The following is a 19,580-nucleotide window of genomic DNA, read 5'->3' as shown; positions in this document are numbered from 1 at the left end:
TTCAATTAAGGTTTATAACATAACTTAGTTTCGTATTTGATATATCTATGCCATGAATTCGGATCTGATCTTTAGACTCCATGGATCTAAGTAAAAACTTTACATACTTAACTGATTCCGCCGGGAAAATATCAATTTTTTCAATGATGAAGCCTTTGTTTATCTCTGTTTGATCTTGTATAAAGCCAGCACTAACCTTGCTTACTCCAACTCCATCATTAATACCTTTACGTATTTTTTGAGCAGCTGATAAATCTACGATTTCAATGCCCAATGAAAGAAATAAGTCTTTATTGATATGTGAATCGACTTTAGATGGAATATCTATCATATTCAAATTATTTCTGATTATGTCCGTCCTTTCTTTAAAGTTTTCCATTTGACTTCCATTTTCATATTTGGTTATTTCATCAATAAGTTCTTCAATTCTAGCTGAATTCTTCCCTAAAGAATCTTTAACTATTTCATTGATTTTTCTTTCAAAATTTAATGCAACTTTTAAGCTATCAAGTTGCCTCTCCTTTATTGCATTTTCGAGAGAAAGTTGAATTTCTTTTGCTTGCTGCATTGGCTGCCCAAACTCTTTATAATACCACCATATGGCAGGAATCATTACTGCAATACCAGCAATGACTTCAATAACTCGGATGGAAAACATTCGTTTTTTACTCTGCCTCTTGATTTGCTCAGACTCCAGTTTAATCTTTTCCTGCTCTAGCTCAATTTTTTTAGTTTCCGCAGTTATTTTATTGAGTTGAGCTTGATGGATTTTTTTCGAATCATTGGGATTTTTTTCTTCCATCAATCTTCATTTACAAAAAACATGAATTCTCCAGTGGCGCCTTGTCCAAAATTGGTTGCCTCTAAAAATGGTTCTTGAAGATGGCCATGTCCACGAGCCTCTTTTGATGTATTTCTGCTTACATAAAGATCTAGTTCTTTTATTGTTAAAACATAATCATTGTTTGTATCAGCTTCTTTTGTTGTCAAAGCCTTTATGAAAGCATTTGTAAAGAAATTTGATTTTAGTTGATTAGTACCATAAAATTGTTGCTCTTGTCTACCGGCTTTAAATAGGTGTGAACCGTCTTGTTTTGATCGATTAAAAATCGTCTGAACTGATTCATCTTGTTCTTGGTATATATTTCCTACATCATAAGGTTGCGTACCATTGCTACCAATATTATCGTGATTATATCTGGTTCCGTCACTTTGGTAACAAGCATCTATTGCAATAAGTAAATGCTTAGCATTTACAAATTTATCAGGACTTTTCAGTCTCCTAATTGGAATTTTTAATGAAGGATTAACTAACCTTTCAACATCGTATGGCAATAAATATCCAAGGTTAACGTCTCCCCTACCATTAATAGTTGTTGCAACTCCTAAAAAATATATCAATAGACGGTCATTAGGTCTAAGGAAATCATTTTTACTATATTCATCAATGACTTCAGAGATATTATCATAAGTAGCCTGTTCATTCCAAAGGGTTCGCACTAAAAATCCTTTTTCCTCCAGTATTTGTTGGAGTTTGATACCATCTAATCTTGAATAAGGTAACTCAACATCCAGTTTCTCATATTTATCGATTCCGATTATAATAGCGTGACTTACACTATATGGATTAAATAACTTAGCTCCAGTTTCATTACGGTAAATCCAAAAATTACATTTTTCATCGACCTGCAAATAGTTAAATGCATTCATTCTCCATTTATCATTGTATGATTTACTAACTATGTTTCCAGAATTAATAACTCCATTTACACTATGCTGATTGTTTAATTTCACAGTTACTTGATCGCCTTCATCAAACAGATTAAGTGCTTTTTCAGGTAATGGAATCAATAGGTTATTTTGAGCAAATGCCCCTCCTTGTTCGCAGAGTAACTTGAATGCGGGATCGTCAAAATGGTTTGAAAGCTTACACCATATCTCAGTAGCTTCATCTGCCATTCCCTCTTCATTGTAAAGAGTGGCCAGATACTCATAATCTTGGCGAGAATTTTCTTCTGGTTTTGGATGGGCTTGTGCCATAAATTCAAACATTTGAATGGCCTCTTCATTATTTTTCATTCTCCAATGGCAAAGTCCTATTTGACGATTTAATTCATCATCATAAGAATAAAATTCTCGACCCTGCAAAAGAACATCGATTGCTTTTTTATATTGACCGCTCTCAAAATGCAACTTCCCTTTATGCCAAAACATATGAGCGATGGTACTCTTTCCTATGTCCTCTAATTCTTCAGCCTTTAGTGTATCCAGTACACTTAAATAATTGTCATAATGAAGCATAGATTTTTCAAAATCATCATTTGCTTCATGAATTTTACCAAGAACATGATAAATTCTTAAGATTTTGTCTTTAGAGAGAATGCCGTTATTATTATCTAACGCCTTTTGGAAATAAGTGCTGGCTTTTTCAATATCGTCCTCAACTCTGATTTCATAATAATAAAGATATCCTGTATGATAATTAAGATTAGGATCGTCAGGATGGTACATTAAACCATCTTCATAGAATTCTAAAGCAAATAAAATAAGCTCGTAATCATCATCACTATTACTAAATATTATATCACCAATTTCATGAAATGGATCTGGGCTTGACTTATCCATTTCGATTACTTTTAAGTAGTTTTCTATCGCTATAGAAGGATTGTAAGCCTCCCTCGCTCGCCTTAAATAAATTTCAGGTCCTAGTTGCTTAGATAGTGGATAAGTATTTTCTAAATCTGATAATTTAATAAGTAAATCATCAGGAATTTCGTCTGGAATACCTGCAAACCTTATTATAGAATTTTCATCAATAATGATCGCATATGGCAATTCATCAACCTCTCCCATAAACTCAAGCACATTATTACTCCTATCAAAAAAAGCAGGATAATCAATATTTGCATTGGTAAGAATGATGTCAGTTTTAGGCCTTCGATTGCCAAAATGAATCGCTATTCTATTGAACTTTTCCTTATTGATTTTCTTAAGAATATCTTCACATTCATTACACCAATAAGACCAAAAAATCAAGATTGTTGGAGCATTGATTTTGTCTCGTACGGTTAATGAATTGCCATCAATATCTTCGAGATCAAAATCTGGTAAAACTTCTCCAATTTCATGTTGTGCAAGAATATTTACGTTGAAGAGTAATAGGCACAATACTATTGACAAAGGTTTCATATTTACAACAATTGGTTACTTATTGTTTTTCTATTCGTTGATTCATCGATTGAATGACGTCTTTGGCCTTTTCAATATGATATGAGTATTTCATATTTTCAGGATTTATTTGATTGGCGAATTGAAAGTACTCGAGAGCCTCATTAAAGTATTGATTGTTAAATAATACGGCTCCAATTAAATCATATGATTCTGGTCGCTCTATGTCAATATCTTTAGCAATTGAATAAAACTGAACTTAGTTATCATCAAGTGAAGTTCCTTTACGAATCCAAAAATCATACGCTTCTTGTGTATGTTCATTAGTAAGAGTAACATTAAATAACTCTGCAATTGTTTCTTCAGGAATATCTAGTGGATGACCTTGAAATAATATGCGCTGTTCTTTATCTATCAAAACTGCATTTGGAATACCTTGAATTTGATACTTCCTAGCTGTCGGACTCTCAAAATCGCCTTTATCAAATAGGAAAAGGAATTTCATGTCATTGTCTTCAATGAATGACCTAGCTTTAATATTTTTTCCTTCGATATTCACACCAATAACCTCCAGCCCAAGTGGGCCATATCTTTCGTGTAACCTTTGAATTTCAGGAGAATAAACTTTGCATGGACCACACCATGATGCCCAGAAATCGATCAAAACATACTTTCCTTTGAAATCAGAAAGATTATAACTCTTACCGCTTAAATCCTCAAGTGTAAATGATGGTGCCATTGAACCTTCAGATAATTGAGCTGTAGAATTAAACTGTAAAAATGATATGCATAGAAAAACACATACTCTTAATATTATATTTAAATACATAGCGATTTGATTTAATTGAGGGATTATTTCACATAATTAGCAAACGTTATAATCACCTTATAATCAGATAGTTAATTAAATTTAGAAATAATTATTTTTAAATTCAATACCCTTATTAGGGTATTTTTAAATGACGGTAGGATGTATCTGGGATTAAATTGTGACAATTCAAGAAAGTTTGAATGTTAATGTTTAAAAATTAATCCGACCTGAACGAAAAAGTTTTACTCAATCCTTATTAACTATATCAATGATCATTCAGACTCTGAAAGCATCTTAATTTTCTCCAAGGCGATCGGCAACTTTCTTTGCATGAAGTCAAGGTGCTCATCCATGACATCTATTTCAATGGTAAGTGTATTGATACCTGATATTGGTTCTAGTTTGTAGACTTCAGTAGCTCCAGACCACTTCTTGGCTTCATCATCCACAGGCTGTTTTTTTCCATTTAGCACATTCCCTATATGCCTGAATTTCATGATGTTATTAGGGATGTGTTGTTCGATAATACTATATATACCACTTTGATCTGGGGCTAGAAACAAGACGGTACTCCCCTCTTTCCAATGATCTGTAACAGCATATGAGCCGTCAAAAAATACTTCTGCCCAGTCACCATATGAATCCCACAAAACACTCCAAATTTGAGATTTACTCGCTTCGATTTCAACAGAGTAGTGTAATCTGTGTGATTTCATAAAGGGAATTTAGAAAAAACAGTGAAATTTTTTGTCCTAATCCATAATCTTCTTGGTCCGCTCCTTCATGATTTCAATGGCCTCATTGGTTGAGTTAAATTCCTCATTGATATTAACAAGATGTTTGCTCAATTTGCCATAATCTCTCCGCATCAGGCACCACCACACACCTAGATATTCAATATTCTCAAATACCAATGCCTGGTTATTGGCGAATTTTAGAATGTCTCTTTGAAAAATAATTGGATATTCCGTAAAATGCTTGCCAGGCATAAGGTGATGGTTGGTATGATAACCATCATTCCAGCATTTCTTGTTATAACGGGTATTGATACATGTAATACTGTTTTTGTAGTGATTTGCAGGATCATTAGCATCTATGAATGAATGTTGTGTCCAGTTCCCAAGGATCATAAAAATTCTGGAAAGGAAAAATGGAATGATGAAAACAACAACTGTTGCTGCTGGATTCAGAAAGTAGAGGACCATACAGAAAATGTAAAAAATAACTTCTCCCAAAAGAATCTTATTTCTAAGTCTATTTTGCCTGTTTTTCATGAAGTACTTAGCTGTACTGATAACACCGAGAAAGAAAAATTGAACGAAATATCTGCTGAACTCCTTAAGGCTATCACGTTGGTACATCATGGTGCTGCTCAGGTCATTTTTTAGGTTGTTTTCAACATGATGCATACCGATGTGATGACTATAGTAGGTTCCTGGAGTTTGGCCAAAAAACGGACCAATAACCCAAACAATGTAATGATTGAGCAATGCATACTTTTTCTTGAATAGCTTCCTATGGCTGGTGCAGTGAAGCATCAACCCAAAAGGTCCTTTAAATACCAGATTATTAATAACAAAATATACGATTGCCAAAATCCACCACTGCCATTCTTCCATCTTTGCGAACAGTAGAACCGCCAGTGGCAACATCATTACCGTAAGCCTAATCAGCAGATAAACAAAGGGTAGGTCACGATGATCCCTGATAAGAGATTTTAGAAAAGCTTCAACTTTTAGGGGTACAAAGGTTGGCTGAGACTCTATCGGATCGTTGATTGAGGTAAATGGTCTCACAGCCTAGGCTTTATCAGTGAGTGGTTCTGATTTTAAACCAAATGATGCTCTCCATTTCCTTCTGAATGAATGATGGGTATCTAGCGTACGAACAATTCGTTTGCTTGGTCCCATGTTACGACTAAAGATAAACTCAAGCACCACCATCGTCCAGGAATTGTGCGACTTACAGTCTTTGTAGTATTCTGGAGCTATTTTATGCATCTGTGGGAGTTTAGAACCTGGTATTTCCATGAAATCATGATGCTCAAAATGATAGCCGACGTTAAAGCAGATCTTATTAAATGGCCCATAGTAAGAATACGTTTCTTGTGGATGATCGTAAATGTAGTGCTCGTGAATAAAATGGGCAGCTACAGGATGAATGCCGTGTCCAAACCAGGTGGACAGAAAGAGGTACCCAAATCCAGTCCAGCCAAACATGTACACAATGGCTACATTGACGGACATTTGTAAAACAAGATTAAAGATTTCCCAAATGTCTGGCTTTTTCATGTGATGACTAAAAAGGTACCTTCCAACATAAAATAGCGGATATAAAAGCAGCCAGATGAACTTAAGAAATGCATTGTTTCTTATCAATCGCACTTCAAATTGAGACGGAAGATCCCTATCCATGTCCTCTACTCCTAGCCAGGCATGATGTTTCAAATGATACCTCCTGAAGGACATGGCCAGAGGATTGATAATAGGAAAATTTGCGAAGAGCGCCATTAACTTATTAGCCAGGGGTGTACGTGCACATAAGTCATGTGCCGCTTCGTGAATAAACATTGCGCACCAGTGATTAAGAAGTGAACCGATGAAAAAAGAAGCAGGAAGTAAAACTAGTAGTTGTTTTCCGAAGGTCCAGTCACTAATTTGATTCTGAAATAACCACGCAATCCCAAACTGAGTAACAACCACCAAAACGATAATAAAGAATGAGCGTGAATCGTACCCAAACAATTGGTTGATCTCAGGATGATCTTTCAACATTTGCATCCTTCTACGAAAATGAGGCTCATCTTCCATAGATCGCTCAAACTTGAACTTTGATGTGGTCTGTTTCATGGGACAACAATTAGGTGACACGTTATGGACTTGTATCTCCAAGATGATGATCCAACCTCATTGGTTGCTTCACGTCAAAGAATAATTTAGATATATATCCTGCTATGCCGGTAAAGACATGACCATGAACTAAAGAACTGAGGTGTGAAATTACTTTTTATGGAATCATTTTTTCAGATGGTCCTTACTAGGAATAATAAATGTTTTTCTAAGTTGAAATAGGCCATAACAATACGTTTGGAAGTTCTACTTGATCTCTTTCTCCTCTTGTGCATTGACAAAAAGCACATTGGAAAGGCCATTGAATCCATTGAAGATCTTTTCACCATATTGCTTTAAGGCTTCATTCCGGAAGCCAGTCACAATGAGGTCTGCGGACTTGGAGTGCTGTGAGATAATCTCTCGCCTCTTAGTGTCTTCCTTTTTTATAACAATTCGAATGTTATTGGCAGAGATCGGAAGCCTGCCTTCCTGAGCTAAATCCATAAGCTGTTGTCGCTGTTGATCTGCTTCTCCCTCAGGGAAAATTGAATAGATTTTCAAACCTGCCTTTTTCCAGTCGGGATGCCCCATGGTGATGTAACCCATCAGGATCATCAGGTTGGCGTTTTCATAATCACTCTCGGTGATCCAAATGTGAATCTCGCGTTTAAAACCAAAACCTTTCTCAGAAGTGCTCAAGACACACAGGTCATAATCTGCAGCTCTCACTAACGGTATGTTTTCGACGATTTCTTTCAGGTCTTCCGGATGCTGCCTAGCAAACTCGAAGAGAAAAAGGTTTCCTTCCTTGCCGGAAATACTCGGAAGCTGCAAGGCCTGGGCAATAGCCGTAGTATAGCTGGGAGATATCATCGTATCCAGATAAACATTGCTCTCCACCTCACTAGCAATATGGATGAGTTGCTTCAAATCTTCTTCTGCCTTGGCGTGCGTCTCCCTTGAAAGGTACCCGTTGATATAATGAAGGTAAGTACCGAAACCATACCGGTGACACATCCACCGTATCAAATCGAAATCAGCGGTACGTTCAAAGGCATGCCTGGCAATGCAGATCACAGAAGGCCTCCAATCCTGTTCCTCAGTTTCTGCTTTTTGAATAAACACCTGTAGCTTTCTGGATAGCTGAAAGATAACCCCCTGAAATATTTTAGCTAGTCCTCTATTGTCTTCGTTCACCCGATTGATGATGATATAAATCACCACCATGAGAACCAAAGATCCAATCGCATACCCTGCATTCATGGAAAACATAAGGTAAAAGCACATAATTGCTCCCACCAATGAGAAATACCATTTGGATCTAAAGGACGGCCGATAAGAAGGATCAGCTGCAAAATGGTGTAAAAATGAGATCAAACAAATGGCACCATACGTTACCATAAAAAACATGGAGATGATCTCCGCTACGAAATTGACATTACCAATGGCCACAAACACTAACGCCAGAATACTGGTAAAGTAGATCCCATTTATTGGTTCATTCTTTTTTTCCTTTCCTACCCAGTTGTTAATCCACGGAAGTCCAAACACTTTGTCACTCGCCAGAGCTTGTAGAGTTCTTGGAGCCACCATGATCGAGCCCAGGGCTGAGGATAACGTGGCACAAATCAAGCCTATGGGAATGATCGGTCCCCATACTGCAATCTGGGTCATAATCAACTGATCATTCGCTAAATCTTCCGGACTAGCCGCTAAGTTGAGCTTGAATGCAGCAGCAACATAAATAAGCATACCTGCGATGGTCGCAAGTAAGGTTCCTGATGGAATGGATTTCTTAGGATTTTTTAAATCACCTGAAAGCCCTACTCCTGCCGCCATTCCGGTAAAAGCGGGAAAAATGATAGCAAATACGTAGAAAAAGCTATCACCTTCAGGAATTGCTGAGGTCCAATCAAGGGAGCTTGTCTGCTGATATTCAGGCGTTCCTGCAAAAAACATTATAATGGCTGCAAATAAAATGGTCACCACAACATAAAGGGCTTTTATACCCAAACTTGCCCCTTTGGTTAACATTAAAAGGCAGATAATAAAGGTAAGGGGTATGCTTACAATGCGTTTATCAGCAAGTTCCAATCCATAAGTAAGGTTGACCCATTCAAACACTGGAGTAAAAGCCTCGGCACAGGCGATGATGTAAAAAGCTACACTGATGGCCTGAGAAAGGTAAAGAGCAACACCAATGGCAGCACCAATATTGATTCCGAAGGACCGGGAAATAATGTAGTATACACCCCCTCCCTCTACCTTTTGGTTGGTTGCAATTTCTGCAACTGCCATAGCAGTCGGAATGGTTACTAAGTGACCCAACGCGACAATCGCTAAGGTCCCTAATAGACCTACATGCCCGACTGCATAGCCAAATCGTAAGAATAGAATGGCACCCAGAATGGTACTCAGAGTTGTCATGAAGACAGGCAGTGTCCCAAAGGTAGCTTTCGTAGCGTTTTCTGACATAGGCTAGTTCAAGAAGTGAAAGTAAGGGAAGATTTCACCAATAACATATTAGACAGCTAAAAAAGATAGATGTAATGCGTTACATAGCTACCTACATCACCTTATAACATAAATGACTTTTGAGTTACAATCTAACTTAGCTTTGTCATTAATTAATTTGGTAACTTACTATAGACCAGAGATTCGACTTCAAGGAAAGATAAATTGTGCGACCTTCCATGGATTTGGTGAGGATAATATGGTGGATTTTGAAACGCTAATCCAGGTCTAAGTTCAATTAATTAACATTCAATACTCATGAAAGAAGATATCGCTGTGTTTCTCAAAGATATTTTTGAGGATTTCATGCAAGTTTTGCCAAGATTGATCCTTGCGCTTCTCATTTTATTTATTGGTTATCTAATCGCCAGATTAATAAAAAAATCAGTCAATCGTTTCATTCTTTACCTCAATGAAAAGATGAATCAACAGCTGCAAATCAATACATTGAATGTTGACCTGAAAACGTCCGCCAGATTCATTTCTTCAGCGTTCTTTTGGATCTTAATCCTATTGACATTACTCATCTGTATCAGAATTCTAAAATTAGAATTTCTAGCTGCCTGGTTTGATCAAATTATCAAATACCTCCCGAACATTCTAGCAGCCGTAATCATTGTATTTATTGGAGTTATCTCAGGAAAACTCCTAAGTGATTTAATTCAATCCGCAGCTATACGCACGGGTATTGCCAATGGGAAATTCATAGGCAAGCTCGTAAAGTATTTGATCCTTTTCATTACAATCGTCATAGCGGTAGATCAGGTTGGAGTAGATATTGCATTTCTAAGCAATCTCTTCATTGTCATTCTTGCCTCTCTTTTGTTTGGTGCCGCATTGGCATTTGCATTGGGAGCACAAACATCTGTAGGTAATATTTTGAGCTCGCATTATTTGCGCAAATCATATCAGCCAGGAATGAAAATACAGATTGGAGATATCAAAGGAACGATTGTCAAAATTTCCGATCATTCAATCGCAATTGAAACAAAATCAGGTTTAATGAATATCCCAGCTAAAGACTTCAGTGAATCCAGAGTGATTATTCTTAAAGATCAGTTGAAATGAAAAATGACCAACTCTTACTGGATCAATTCCTTTTAAGCCATCCAGAAATAGCACTTAGTTCCATCGAAGAATTTCCAACAGAAGAAATTTCACAATTAATTGAGACTCTTACACCCGAACAAGGTCAAACTATTATATCACAAATGATCCCCTTTACATCAGCCAAGGTTCTGGAAAAGATTCCTCCCGAACATGCCATTCGTGTGGTTGATCTTATGCCGCTTCCAAGAGCAGAATCTGTACTTAGAGTATGTGAAAAAGCTTTCTGTGAAAGTGTCCTAAGTGGGCTGCAGATAGAGAAAGTTAAATACCTAAGTAAAGCACTAAGTTTTGAAAAAGATCAGGTTGGCGCCCATTTAGAACCAGATGTTTTGACTTTACAAGAACATCTCACCGCAGAGAAGGCACTAACTCTTATTAAAGAGAGTAATGCAATAATCAAATCACATATTTTCATTACTAAAAATAATAATAAGCTCGTTGGCTATTTAGAGCTAACTCAACTCATCCAGGGAAATCCTGATGAGAATATCAAATCATTTGTTAAGCCTATTCCACGCACAGTATTAGCCGAAATGAATGCAAAAGAGCTTCTTGATCATTGGGATGATGCATTTGTTGACCTGCCAGTAGTCAATACAGATGAGATATTTTTAGGAACGGTATCCCGGACATCCCTTTCTGGTTTTGTAGAAATTCAAACTGGATATGACAAATCTATTTTGAGAACAGGAAATGCTCTTGGAGAACTTTATGCCATTGGTCTTACAGGAATGCTTGGTGGTGCAGAATCAAAATCCTAAATCATAAATCGCTACAACTATGGAATTATCAGCAATTAAGGTCAAACTGGTTAATGAATATATTCAGCGATTTCCTGGTGAAGCAGCAGCCATATTAAACACCTACAAGGCAGAGGAAATAATAGAATATCTGATGGTGCAGCCTGTAGATATTGCAGAAGAAATTATGCACAACCTAAGCCCTGATGTGGTGGGAATGGTAATCGAGGAAATGAATGAAAGTACATTCTCATCATTATTTGAAGCAATTGATCCGTATGCTGGTGCAAAACTACTTTCCAGATCAAACACTACTGTTATAGAAAAAAAACTTGAACTTCTTTCAAAGAATAAGGCCAAGAATATCCGAGAGATGCTCTCCTATCCTCCACAAGCAGCCGGCTATCTAATGGATACCCGCATCATTACCTTTCAACCACAAAACACAGTGGATCATGTATTGAATAAGTTACGAACGATTGGTGATAAGAAAATATTAAACATTCATGTTACAGATAATGGAGGGAAGCTATTAGGAAAAGTATTCATTCAAAACATTGCCATTTCTACACCAGAGACCAAACTTGAGGAAATCCTCGTACCGAGCGAAAGTATACAAGTGATGTCACCTGCTGAAGAGGCTGTAGAGCTTTTTGAGGAAGGGAAAATCATCAACTTGCCAGTAGTTGATATGGAAAATCATATTTTAGGGATTATCAGAAGCGAAACATTAATTGCAGCAACACAAAAAGATGCTTCTGAAGATGTACTTGCAATGTTTGGTGCGGGCAGAGAAGAAAGAGCCTTGTCAAGTCCATGGTTTGCAGTTAAAAAAAGATTGCCCTGGTTAGAGATTAATCTTGCCACGGCATTTCTTGCAGCTTCCATCGTAGGTGTCTTTGAAGAAACCATTGCCCAGGTGACGGTGCTTGCTGTATTTCTTCCAGTAGTAGCAGGCCAATCTGGAAATACCGGTTCCCAGGCGTTGGCGGTGACTATGCGTGGACTGGCGCTTCGTGAAATACAAACAAACCATTGGTGGAAAGTAGCACGTAAGGAAGTCGCTGTGGGATTCATTAATGGTATTGCGGTAGCACTTACAACGTCTGTCATTGCGTATTTCTGGGCTTCATCATTTGGTATTGCGCTCGTGATAGGTACATCTATGATTTTATCCATGGTCATCGCAGGATTTTCAGGAGCAGTTGTACCTATCATTCTAAAAGCAGCCGGTCAGGATCCTGCACAGTCATCTTCCATAGTATTAACTACAGTTACAGACATCATGGGTTTCTTAAGTTTCCTTGGGTTGGCCACAGTACTAGGGTCTGCCTTAGGTATATTTTAAAATAGACATCACATGAAATAAAAGTCTTTTTGGACTTCTTTTTAAATACCTTCACCTGGTTTAAATAAAATCAAAAAATGGAAGCGGAACCAAGCTATACAATGGATGGTATCAAAATTGGATTGACTGTCATCTTTATTATTCTCAATGGATTTTTTGTAGCAGCAGAATTTGCTCTTGTCAAATTAACGAAAAGCAAGATCAAGAAAATGATGCGTGAAAAACAACCTTTTGCAAGTACAGCCATGTGGCTTTACAAAAGACAAAACCTGGCCCTCTCTGCTTGCCAACTAGGTATTACCATGGCTTCTCTTGCTTTGGGATGGATTGGCGAACCAGCTATCGCTCATTTAATCACTCCCCTAATTCATGATCTGGGTGTCAATTCCGAGAATCTCATTCATGGAATTGCGTTTACCATTGCTTTTACCACTATTACTGCTTTCCATATTGTGATTGGCGAGCAAGTCCCTAAAATTTATGCAATTAGAAAACCAGAACCTGTTTTCCTTGGCTCAGCACTCCTATTGAAAGGATTCTATATGGTTTTGTATCCGTTCATGTATGTACTAAACAGCATCACAAATGTCATTCTAAAATGGCTTGGAATAGACGAATCTGATGAACATGATACTCCTCTTTCCGAAGAAGAAATTCGAGCTTCATTGAGTATTGCCTATGCCAAAGGCGAGTTATCCAAGAATGAGCATCGCTTACTGAATGCAGTCTTTCGATTTGACGATACAGTGGCTAAACAAATCATGAAACCACGAAATGAAGTAGAGTTTCTTGATGCCAATGATTCCTTTATCAAAAACCTGGAATTTTCAAGAGCTTCAAGACACACTCGGTTCCCGCTTTGTGATGACTCCTTGGATAAAGTACTTGGAGTAGTACATATCAAAGACATTGTAGGATATAGTCAAAATGACAATGTAAATCTAAAAGCAGTAGCTAGATCCCCTATGATGGTTCCTGAAAATATCCTTCTAAGTAAATTATTACAGGAATTTAGAAATGCGCGGCAGCACCTTTCTTTTGTTCAGGATGAGTATGGAACCGTTTTAGGTATTGTGACATTAGAAGATTTGTTAGAAGAACTAGTTGGTAGTATGCAGGATGAATTTGATGTTGAAGAGTCTGAGATTGTTGAGCAGAAAGATGGAAAGATCATTGTGAATGGAGATGTTCAAATTGATGAACTAAATGATCGGTTTAAGCTAAACCTTAGTGCTGATGATGCTGATACGATATCCGGATTAATCGTAGAAAAAGTAGGCCATAAATTAGAAATTAATAAAGCCCTTGAGTTGGATGAGGGAGTAACTGCGGAGATTCTAGCAATAGATGGTATTAGAGCTATCAAAGTGCGGCTTGAAATTCAAAATGAACCAAAAGATACAAACTAGTTTGCCATTTGCGTCGTAACATTTAAGAGTCTAGTCGATTTACGGGTCTGATTCCGCAGGATAAATAGTATTTTCAAAGTAGGAACGGGATATCAATTTGATGCGTGTACTAGTAAATTTATTTATTCTTATTACTGCCACCTTTATGGCTTTCGCCTCTTACGCTCAACCAAATAAGCGTCAGGCCATACTCATTTCAAGAGTTGGAGACAATTATTTTGCCTATGGCGAATACGAGCATGCCATTCGCTATTATAAGGTCGCATTTAATGAATATCCGGAATACGTTGAAGCACAGTTTCAAATGGCTCAGTGCTTCCGACTAATGGAGCAATATGATAGTGCAGCACATCATTACAATTTGATCATTTCAAATGGTCAAGATTTCCGATACCCCCTTTCACGATACCACATGGCAATGCTTCAGCTTCAAAATGGTCAAAAAGCTGCTGCACTGGATAATTTGAAAGCGTTTCGAAATTTACTTGTTGAAAACGAACAACATGAACTGGCGAGATTCAGCGATTACTATGAACAAGCTAAGGTTGAAATAGATAAGATCAATTGATGTATTCTTAGTAAAAGGAGTACGAACTGATAACGCAATCTTTTTCTTTATATATCTCATGGTTTAAGTAAGAATTAGATGTAGCTTCCGCCATCAATTCAATAACTATCCCGACTTACTATGGAGGTACAAATGCTTATTATTTCGGGCTTGGTTATCGTAGGCCTTTGGCTGATACTTTACATCTTCCCTATCAATCTCTGGATTACGGCCGTTTTCTCAGGAGTTTATGTAAAGCTTTTGGATCTTGTATTTATGAGATTCAGAAAGGTACCCCCTACTTTAATTGTTAATTCTTTAATTCTTGCTACTAAGGCAGGAATCCAAAACATCACTTCGCAGTTACTTGAAACTCATTATTTAGCTGGTGGTAACCTCACCAATGTCATCAAAGCATTGATCGTTGCTGATAAGGCCAATTTGCAAATGACATTCAAGCAAGCCACCGCCATTGATCTTGCAGGAAGAAATGTCCTGGAAGCAGTGCAGATCTCTGTAACCCCATATATGATCAGTGTGCCATCTATTACAGGTGTCTCGGTTGATGGTATTCAGTTAATAGCAGAAGCTAGAGTGACGGTGCGTACCAATATTCAGCAACTTGTTGGTGGTGCAGGTGAAGAAACGATCAAAGCACGTGTCGGCCAAGGCATCATTTCAAGTATGGGTGAAGCAACCACCTATAAAATTGTACTAGAGAAGCCTGAAGATATTTCTAAGCGAGTGCTGGCTGACGGACTGGATGCAGGAACAGCTTATGAAATACTCTCTATTGATATTGCCGATATTAATATTGGAAAAAACATTGGTGCCAAACTCCAAATTGACCAGGCAGCTGCTGATCTGGAAATAGCCAATGCTAAAGCAGAGGAGCGGAGAGCAATGGCAGTTGCTGAAGAGCAGGAAATGCTAGCTGAGATTCAGAAAGCAAAAGCAGCTGTAATTGAGGCAGAAGCAGAGATACCTGCAGCACTTTCTATGTCATTTAGAAGAGGTCAATTATTAACAAGTGCAAGAGCCCGGCAATCAAATTAAGTTCATAAAAAAGGTGATTCTGTTACCAAAATCACCTTTCAATTATAAGCTCGTATAGAGCTTATGCCAATGATTAGTCTATAACTTCAACATTGACAGCATTCAAACCTTTTTTTCCTTGTTCAGTCTCAAACTGAACACGGTCGTTTTCTTTGATTTCATCAATCAATCCGTTAACGTGAACGAATATGTCATTACCAGAATCAGGAGTTATGAAACCATAACCTTTTCCGTGATTGAAGAATTTTACTTTACCTTCTTGCATTATTTTGTTATTTGTGGATAGTTATCCTTAGTCGATTCGCTCAACATTCACGGCGTTCAAGCCTCTCTTACCTTCTTCAACTTCGAATGATACTTTGTCATTTTCCATGATCTCATGGATAAGTCCACTCATGTGAACAAAAACATCTTTTTTAGAATTGTCTGGAGTAATAAATCCAAAACCTTTTTCGCTGTTGAAAAACTTTACTGTTCCTTCTTGCATTTTTTTAATCTAATTGTATTGTTATTAATTTTTTGATAGATCATAATTTGTTCATGATCGATCGATTACTTCAATAATGAAGAAAAGACGTTTGATTCTGACATTAAGTCAAATCAACTCAGTGGAAACGACAGGAAGGAATTCTTTATGGGAAATTTCAACTTGAACGGTACTACCTACTGCGTGGCACAGCGTATTAACTAAATTATTGTACTCAAAACATTTATGAGTGCTGCAAAACTAATTCTTTTATTTCATATGTCAGCTAAAATCTTTTAATGACACAATCATGGGTTGAAAGAGTGATGGTTAGTTAGTACCTTAAAGGTCTAACCTCTACATACCATGAAGAACATTGACCGACGGCAGTGGCTAAAATCTGTAAGTTTAGCTGGTACTGCTGCATTCCTTATTCCAAATCAAACCTTTTCTATGGAGGTTCCCATTCATAGATTGGGTGATGATAAAATAAGACTGACTTCCAATGAAAACCCCTATGGGCCCTCTAAAAAAGTCAGAACTGCCATCACTGATGCGTTTGATATCGCCTGCCGATATCCATCTATCAATTTAAGACCGTTAGTAGATGCAATTGCAGAAAAAGAAGGAGTTTCAAAGGACCATATTGTGGTTACTGGTGGCTCTACTGAAGGACTCAAGGCTGCAGGAATGACGTATGGATTAGAAGGAAATGAAATTGTGGCTGCTGACCCTACTTTCCAGGCAATGCTACGATATGCAGAGAATATTGGCTCATATGTACATCGAGTGCCACTCAATGAGAACATGGAACATGACCTTGATGCCATGGCAGCACGAGTAACCTCCAAAACTGGTTTGATTTTTATTTGTAATCCCAACAACCCTACAGGTACCCTTCTGGATAAAAACAAGCTGCGAGATTTCTGTAATTCTTTCGAAAAACGAACCGTGGTGTTTAGTGATGAAGCATACTATGACTATATCACGGATCCAGACTATCCGTCCATGGTAGAGTTGGTGAAAGAAGGAAAAAACGTGATTGTGTCTAAAACGTTTTCAAAAGTTTATGGTCTTGCTGGTATTAGAATTGGTTATTTAATCGCACGCCCTGATATTGCGGTTCGATTAAAAAAGAGTATCATGGCGATGACCAATGTTTTGGCTATTGCAGCTGCTGAGGAGGCATTGAAGGATGATGAATTCTATAAATTCAGTATTGCCAAAAATGCAGAGGGAAAAGAGAATATGTATAAAACCTTGGATGATATAGGCTTAGACTACATTAAATCCCATACCAACTTTGTATTCTTTCAGTCAGGCAGACATATTAATGACCTTTCGGAAGCCATGGCCAAAAAAGGGGTTTTGATTGGGAGACCTTTTCCCCCACTCTACAATTGGGCAAGAATAAGTACCGGCACTACGGAAGAAGTGAATGCTTTTTGTAACGCTTTGAAAAGCGTTTATAGCTAGGACCTAGTACTTCAATACCCAAACTTTACCATAATTAGTGAATGATGAGGCAGCACTCTGTGCTTGATCCCAGGTATCATAATCACCAACAGAAACACCATGAAATGGCAGCTCGTTGTAATTATGCTGCACAAGCTTCACGCTAGTTCCTTCTTTTGCAAGTTTAGTTGCATAGTCTCTGGCTAAATCATCGTCAATACTACTGGATACAATTATGTAAAACCGTCCATTAGGCTCTGAAACGGTTTCGACAACTCCAGCTTCTTTTCTAGCTTCTAAAGCTGCAATTTCATCCAATTTAGCATTCACAATTGCTAATTGATCTTTTGGATATTGTTCATTGGAATAAAGTGAAGTCGCTTCTGAGTAAAGTGATTGAGCTGTTCCCCAGTTTTCTTGTTCAAATGCAGCATCTGCATCAACAATAAGTTGATCATATCGTGCTTTTCTACGAGCTGCTTCTTCTTGTCTTTTTTTCTCAGCTTCCTGCTTAGCAATTTGTTCTAGTCTTGCTTGTTCTTTGGCCTCTTGCTCAGGCTTATACTTCCCAAAATACCATCCTCCGGTCAGTCCGCCTAGAACTACAATGACTATGATTATGATTACAACCGCCTTATTACTATTCGTTTCACTCATTAGCTTAATCTTAACTTCTAAGATTAAAGGTAATTAAATGGATGAGATATAATAGCACATTGAGTTTGGGTTAGATAATTCATTGGCAAACAATGGTAGATGCTAAAATGGGAAACCTACGACGATATTGACGCTCATTCGCTCTAAGAAATTGAGCTTAGAATCTGTTATATCAAATAAATCCTCGAAATGTACTTGAAGTGCACCAACTACTTCTGTAGGAGATTGATTTTTTGCAAAAGCTACACCTAAACCAGTATTAAATTCCCACAAATGATCCTCATCATCATCATATAATTCATCCTCCTTGTCAAAATATTTGAGTCTGTTATACCACAAGAAGGCAATCCTATTATCAAGTGCATCAGGATAGTATAGAAAGTCTGTGTTTATGTTGAAGAAAAATACTTGATCATCATATTTAGATAATGGAGTACGAACATTTTCACTTCCTGATTGAATCAATTTCGTACTATCTTCATTATATACAACTGAAGTTATTGATGAATTAGTGAGGTCTTTAATGTTAGTTGTATGACCAAATTTCGCAGAAATACCAAAAATAGATGTGTTATACTGATCAGGATTTTTACGATACCAACCACCTAACTTATTGTATCCAATTGTTACATTAAAGCCATTATCGGTGATCGTATTAAGGGTATCTTGTCCATTCAGTAGCTCATACAATTGAACTGATGAGGATTCTCTTTTTAGAGACAAATAAAATGTTTTACTCATTGATACAGAAGTTGCAGAAGCAACCGCTCGATTAGCCGTTCGCGTACTTAACCCCCTCAATGCAACTAATCCACCATATTCTCCGACTGGGTTTAGTTCTGCCTCACTTATTAGGGATGCCACACCATCACTTGCAGTTAATCCCCCATCAAATCCATAAATCAATTCATCTGCATTAAAAATATATTGATTCGTGCTGGACCTATACCTGCCATATGAGAATCCTACTTTACTAGCTTCAAAATTCAATGAAACGGTCCCAATATTAGATAGAAGCAAAGACGTTTCACCATCAGAACTTTCAACTGCTGAGGTTTGACTAAAGCCAAAAAACAGTATGAAAAAAACTAAAATGAATAGTTTAAATCGGCGTAGTATTGATTGTAACATGTGATCCATTATTTTCTGTTTCTCCTGACGAATTGAATACCACATTTCCCTGATTAGTTATTTTTACTGTCCAACCAGTACCTGATGCGGCTGTAATTAAGATTGTTCCTGTCAGATTACCATTAAAGGAAAGATTAACTGGAGTATCTGCTGGTTTCCATTTTTTTCCATTGTTGCTAACCATTGGAATGGGCTGATTTGCAAGCGTCACTTGCACACTTATTGGACCAACACCAATAATCTCAAGTTTGTAACTGTAAGTAGGCATAATGCATTTGATTAATAATTTAAAGTTGCCTGTAAAACATACGAATTCCAATACCCTTTTGGGGGTATT

General features: G+C 37.4%; 18 protein-coding genes and 1 pseudogene. 7 read left to right on the top strand and 12 right to left on the bottom strand.

Annotated elements, in window-relative coordinates; translation table 11 throughout:
- Position 1: 1 nt before the first annotated feature.
- From ACOMC3_RS07690 to ACOMC3_RS07660, 7 genes are all read right to left on the bottom strand, one after another.
- Positions 2-802, bottom strand: coding sequence for a hypothetical protein (locus ACOMC3_RS07690; RefSeq protein ID WP_420318953.1), 801 nt, complete (start codon positions 800-802; stop codon positions 2-4).
- On the bottom strand, positions 802-3,189 hold the full coding sequence (locus ACOMC3_RS07685) for a caspase family protein (protein ID WP_420318952.1): 2,388 nt from the start codon (positions 3,187-3,189) through the stop codon (positions 802-804). Before ACOMC3_RS07685 ends, ACOMC3_RS07690 begins: the two co-directional genes overlap by 1 nt.
- Positions 3,190-3,427: 238 nt before the next feature.
- Positions 3,428-3,997 (bottom strand): TlpA family protein disulfide reductase, encoded by a 570-nt coding sequence (locus ACOMC3_RS07680; protein WP_420318951.1) that lies wholly within the window; start codon positions 3,995-3,997, stop codon positions 3,428-3,430.
- A 254-nt stretch (positions 3,998-4,251) separates the two neighbouring features.
- A complete protein-coding gene (locus tag ACOMC3_RS07675) occupies positions 4,252-4,695 on the bottom strand; it encodes a hypothetical protein (RefSeq protein WP_420318950.1) in 444 nt (147 codons plus the stop codon).
- Between the two features lie 36 nt (positions 4,696-4,731).
- Positions 4,732-5,775, bottom strand: coding sequence for a fatty acid desaturase family protein (locus ACOMC3_RS07670; protein ID WP_420318949.1), 1,044 nt, complete (start codon positions 5,773-5,775; stop codon positions 4,732-4,734).
- 3 nt (positions 5,776-5,778) lie between these two features.
- On the bottom strand, positions 5,779-6,828 hold the full coding sequence (locus ACOMC3_RS07665) for a fatty acid desaturase (protein ID WP_420318948.1): 1,050 nt from the start codon (positions 6,826-6,828) through the stop codon (positions 5,779-5,781).
- Between the two features lie 246 nt (positions 6,829-7,074).
- Positions 7,075-9,285, bottom strand: a complete 2,211-nt coding sequence (locus tag ACOMC3_RS07660) for an amino acid permease (RefSeq protein ID WP_420318947.1) — start codon at positions 9,283-9,285, stop codon at positions 7,075-7,077.
- Positions 9,286-9,582: 297 nt separating this feature from the next.
- On the opposite strand from ACOMC3_RS07660, the gene ACOMC3_RS07655 reads away from it, so the two are divergent.
- The 6 genes and pseudogenes from ACOMC3_RS07655 (at position 9,583) to floA (ending at position 15,534) form a co-directional block, all read left to right on the top strand.
- Complete coding sequence (locus ACOMC3_RS07655; RefSeq protein ID WP_420318946.1) at positions 9,583-10,392, top strand: mechanosensitive ion channel family protein; 810 nt, start codon at positions 9,583-9,585, stop codon at positions 10,390-10,392.
- Positions 10,389-10,889 (top strand): annotated as a pseudogene (locus ACOMC3_RS07650) (magnesium transporter MgtE N-terminal domain-containing protein); the annotation flags it as partial. The gene ACOMC3_RS07655 and the pseudogene ACOMC3_RS07650, both read left to right, overlap by 4 nt.
- A 325-nt stretch (positions 10,890-11,214) precedes the next feature.
- Positions 11,215-12,522, top strand: coding sequence for a magnesium transporter (gene mgtE / locus ACOMC3_RS07645; RefSeq protein WP_420318945.1), 1,308 nt, complete (start codon positions 11,215-11,217; stop codon positions 12,520-12,522).
- 77 nt (positions 12,523-12,599) lie between these two features.
- Entirely contained in the window at positions 12,600-13,931 is a 1,332-nt protein-coding gene (locus ACOMC3_RS07640; RefSeq protein ID WP_420318944.1) for a hemolysin family protein, read from the top strand.
- Positions 13,932-14,031: 100 nt separating this feature from the next.
- Complete coding sequence (locus ACOMC3_RS07635) at positions 14,032-14,499, top strand: tetratricopeptide repeat protein (RefSeq protein ID WP_420318943.1); 468 nt, start codon at positions 14,032-14,034, stop codon at positions 14,497-14,499.
- 120 nt (positions 14,500-14,619) lie between these two features.
- Positions 14,620-15,534 carry a flotillin-like protein FloA gene (gene floA, locus ACOMC3_RS07630; protein ID WP_420318942.1) on the top strand — a complete coding sequence of 305 codons (915 nt, stop codon included), beginning with the start codon at positions 14,620-14,622 and terminating at the stop codon, positions 15,532-15,534.
- A gap of 73 nt (positions 15,535-15,607) precedes the next feature.
- Here floA and ACOMC3_RS07625 read toward each other — a convergent pair whose 3' ends face one another.
- Together ACOMC3_RS07625 and ACOMC3_RS07620 are read right to left on the bottom strand one after the other, a co-directional pair.
- Complete coding sequence (locus tag ACOMC3_RS07625) at positions 15,608-15,799, bottom strand: cold-shock protein (protein WP_420318941.1); 192 nt, start codon at positions 15,797-15,799, stop codon at positions 15,608-15,610.
- 27 nt (positions 15,800-15,826) lie between these two features.
- On the bottom strand, positions 15,827-16,021 hold the full coding sequence (locus ACOMC3_RS07620) for a cold-shock protein (protein ID WP_073123312.1): 195 nt from the start codon (positions 16,019-16,021) through the stop codon (positions 15,827-15,829).
- A gap of 345 nt (positions 16,022-16,366) precedes the next feature.
- On the opposite strand from ACOMC3_RS07620, the gene ACOMC3_RS07615 reads away from it, so the two are divergent.
- A complete protein-coding gene (locus ACOMC3_RS07615) occupies positions 16,367-17,476 on the top strand; it encodes a pyridoxal phosphate-dependent aminotransferase (protein ID WP_420318940.1) in 1,110 nt (369 codons plus the stop codon).
- 3 nt (positions 17,477-17,479) lie between these two features.
- On the opposite strand, the gene ACOMC3_RS07610 is transcribed toward ACOMC3_RS07615, so the two are convergent.
- The 3 genes from ACOMC3_RS07610 to ACOMC3_RS07600 all read right to left on the bottom strand — a co-directional run bounded on the left by ACOMC3_RS07610 (position 17,480) and on the right by ACOMC3_RS07600 (position 19,511).
- Positions 17,480-18,112, bottom strand: coding sequence for a hypothetical protein (locus tag ACOMC3_RS07610; protein ID WP_420318939.1), 633 nt, complete (start codon positions 18,110-18,112; stop codon positions 17,480-17,482).
- A gap of 102 nt (positions 18,113-18,214) precedes the next feature.
- Positions 18,215-19,243, bottom strand: coding sequence for a hypothetical protein (locus ACOMC3_RS07605; RefSeq protein ID WP_420318938.1), 1,029 nt, complete (start codon positions 19,241-19,243; stop codon positions 18,215-18,217).
- Positions 19,215-19,511, bottom strand: a complete 297-nt coding sequence (locus ACOMC3_RS07600) for a hypothetical protein (protein WP_420318937.1) — start codon at positions 19,509-19,511, stop codon at positions 19,215-19,217. Before ACOMC3_RS07600 ends, ACOMC3_RS07605 begins: the two co-directional genes overlap by 29 nt.
- Positions 19,512-19,580: the final 69 nt, after the last annotated feature.

The organism is Ekhidna sp., assembly GCF_965212185.1.
GTDB lineage: Bacteria > Bacteroidota > Bacteroidia > Cytophagales > Cyclobacteriaceae > Ekhidna.
This window is presented reverse-complemented; position numbering and strand designations above follow the sequence as displayed.

Excerpts from the sequence above, each read along its gene's own strand:
- ACOMC3_RS07625 (WP_420318941.1), bottom strand. The coding sequence starts at position 15,799 with ATGCAAGAAGGTAAAGTAAAATTCTTCAATCACGGAAAAGGTTATGGT.
- ACOMC3_RS07690 (WP_420318953.1), bottom strand. The coding sequence starts at position 802 with ATGGAAGAAAAAAATCCCAATGATTCGAAAAAAATCCATCAAGCTCAA.
- ACOMC3_RS07655 (WP_420318946.1), top strand. The coding sequence starts at position 9,583 with ATGAAAGAAGATATCGCTGTGTTTCTCAAAGATATTTTTGAGGATTTC.
- mgtE (WP_420318945.1), top strand. The coding sequence starts at position 11,215 with ATGGAATTATCAGCAATTAAGGTCAAACTGGTTAATGAATATATTCAG.
- ACOMC3_RS07605 (WP_420318938.1), bottom strand. The coding sequence starts at position 19,243 with ATGTTACAATCAATACTACGCCGATTTAAACTATTCATTTTAGTTTTT.
- ACOMC3_RS07640 (WP_420318944.1), top strand. The coding sequence starts at position 12,600 with ATGGAAGCGGAACCAAGCTATACAATGGATGGTATCAAAATTGGATTG.
- ACOMC3_RS07610 (WP_420318939.1), bottom strand. The coding sequence starts at position 18,112 with ATGAGTGAAACGAATAGTAATAAGGCGGTTGTAATCATAATCATAGTC.
- ACOMC3_RS07675 (WP_420318950.1), bottom strand. The coding sequence starts at position 4,695 with ATGAAATCACACAGATTACACTACTCTGTTGAAATCGAAGCGAGTAAA.
- ACOMC3_RS07635 (WP_420318943.1), top strand. The coding sequence starts at position 14,032 with ATGCGTGTACTAGTAAATTTATTTATTCTTATTACTGCCACCTTTATG.
- floA (WP_420318942.1), top strand. The coding sequence starts at position 14,620 with ATGGAGGTACAAATGCTTATTATTTCGGGCTTGGTTATCGTAGGCCTT.
- ACOMC3_RS07685 (WP_420318952.1), bottom strand. The coding sequence starts at position 3,189 with ATGAAACCTTTGTCAATAGTATTGTGCCTATTACTCTTCAACGTAAAT.
- ACOMC3_RS07665 (WP_420318948.1), bottom strand. The coding sequence starts at position 6,828 with ATGAAACAGACCACATCAAAGTTCAAGTTTGAGCGATCTATGGAAGAT.
- ACOMC3_RS07615 (WP_420318940.1), top strand. The coding sequence starts at position 16,367 with ATGAAGAACATTGACCGACGGCAGTGGCTAAAATCTGTAAGTTTAGCT.
- ACOMC3_RS07660 (WP_420318947.1), bottom strand. The coding sequence starts at position 9,285 with ATGTCAGAAAACGCTACGAAAGCTACCTTTGGGACACTGCCTGTCTTC.
- ACOMC3_RS07680 (WP_420318951.1), bottom strand. The coding sequence starts at position 3,997 with ATGTATTTAAATATAATATTAAGAGTATGTGTTTTTCTATGCATATCA.
- ACOMC3_RS07620 (WP_073123312.1), bottom strand. The coding sequence starts at position 16,021 with ATGCAAGAAGGAACAGTAAAGTTTTTCAACAGCGAAAAAGGTTTTGGA.
- ACOMC3_RS07600 (WP_420318937.1), bottom strand. The coding sequence starts at position 19,511 with ATGCCTACTTACAGTTACAAACTTGAGATTATTGGTGTTGGTCCAATA.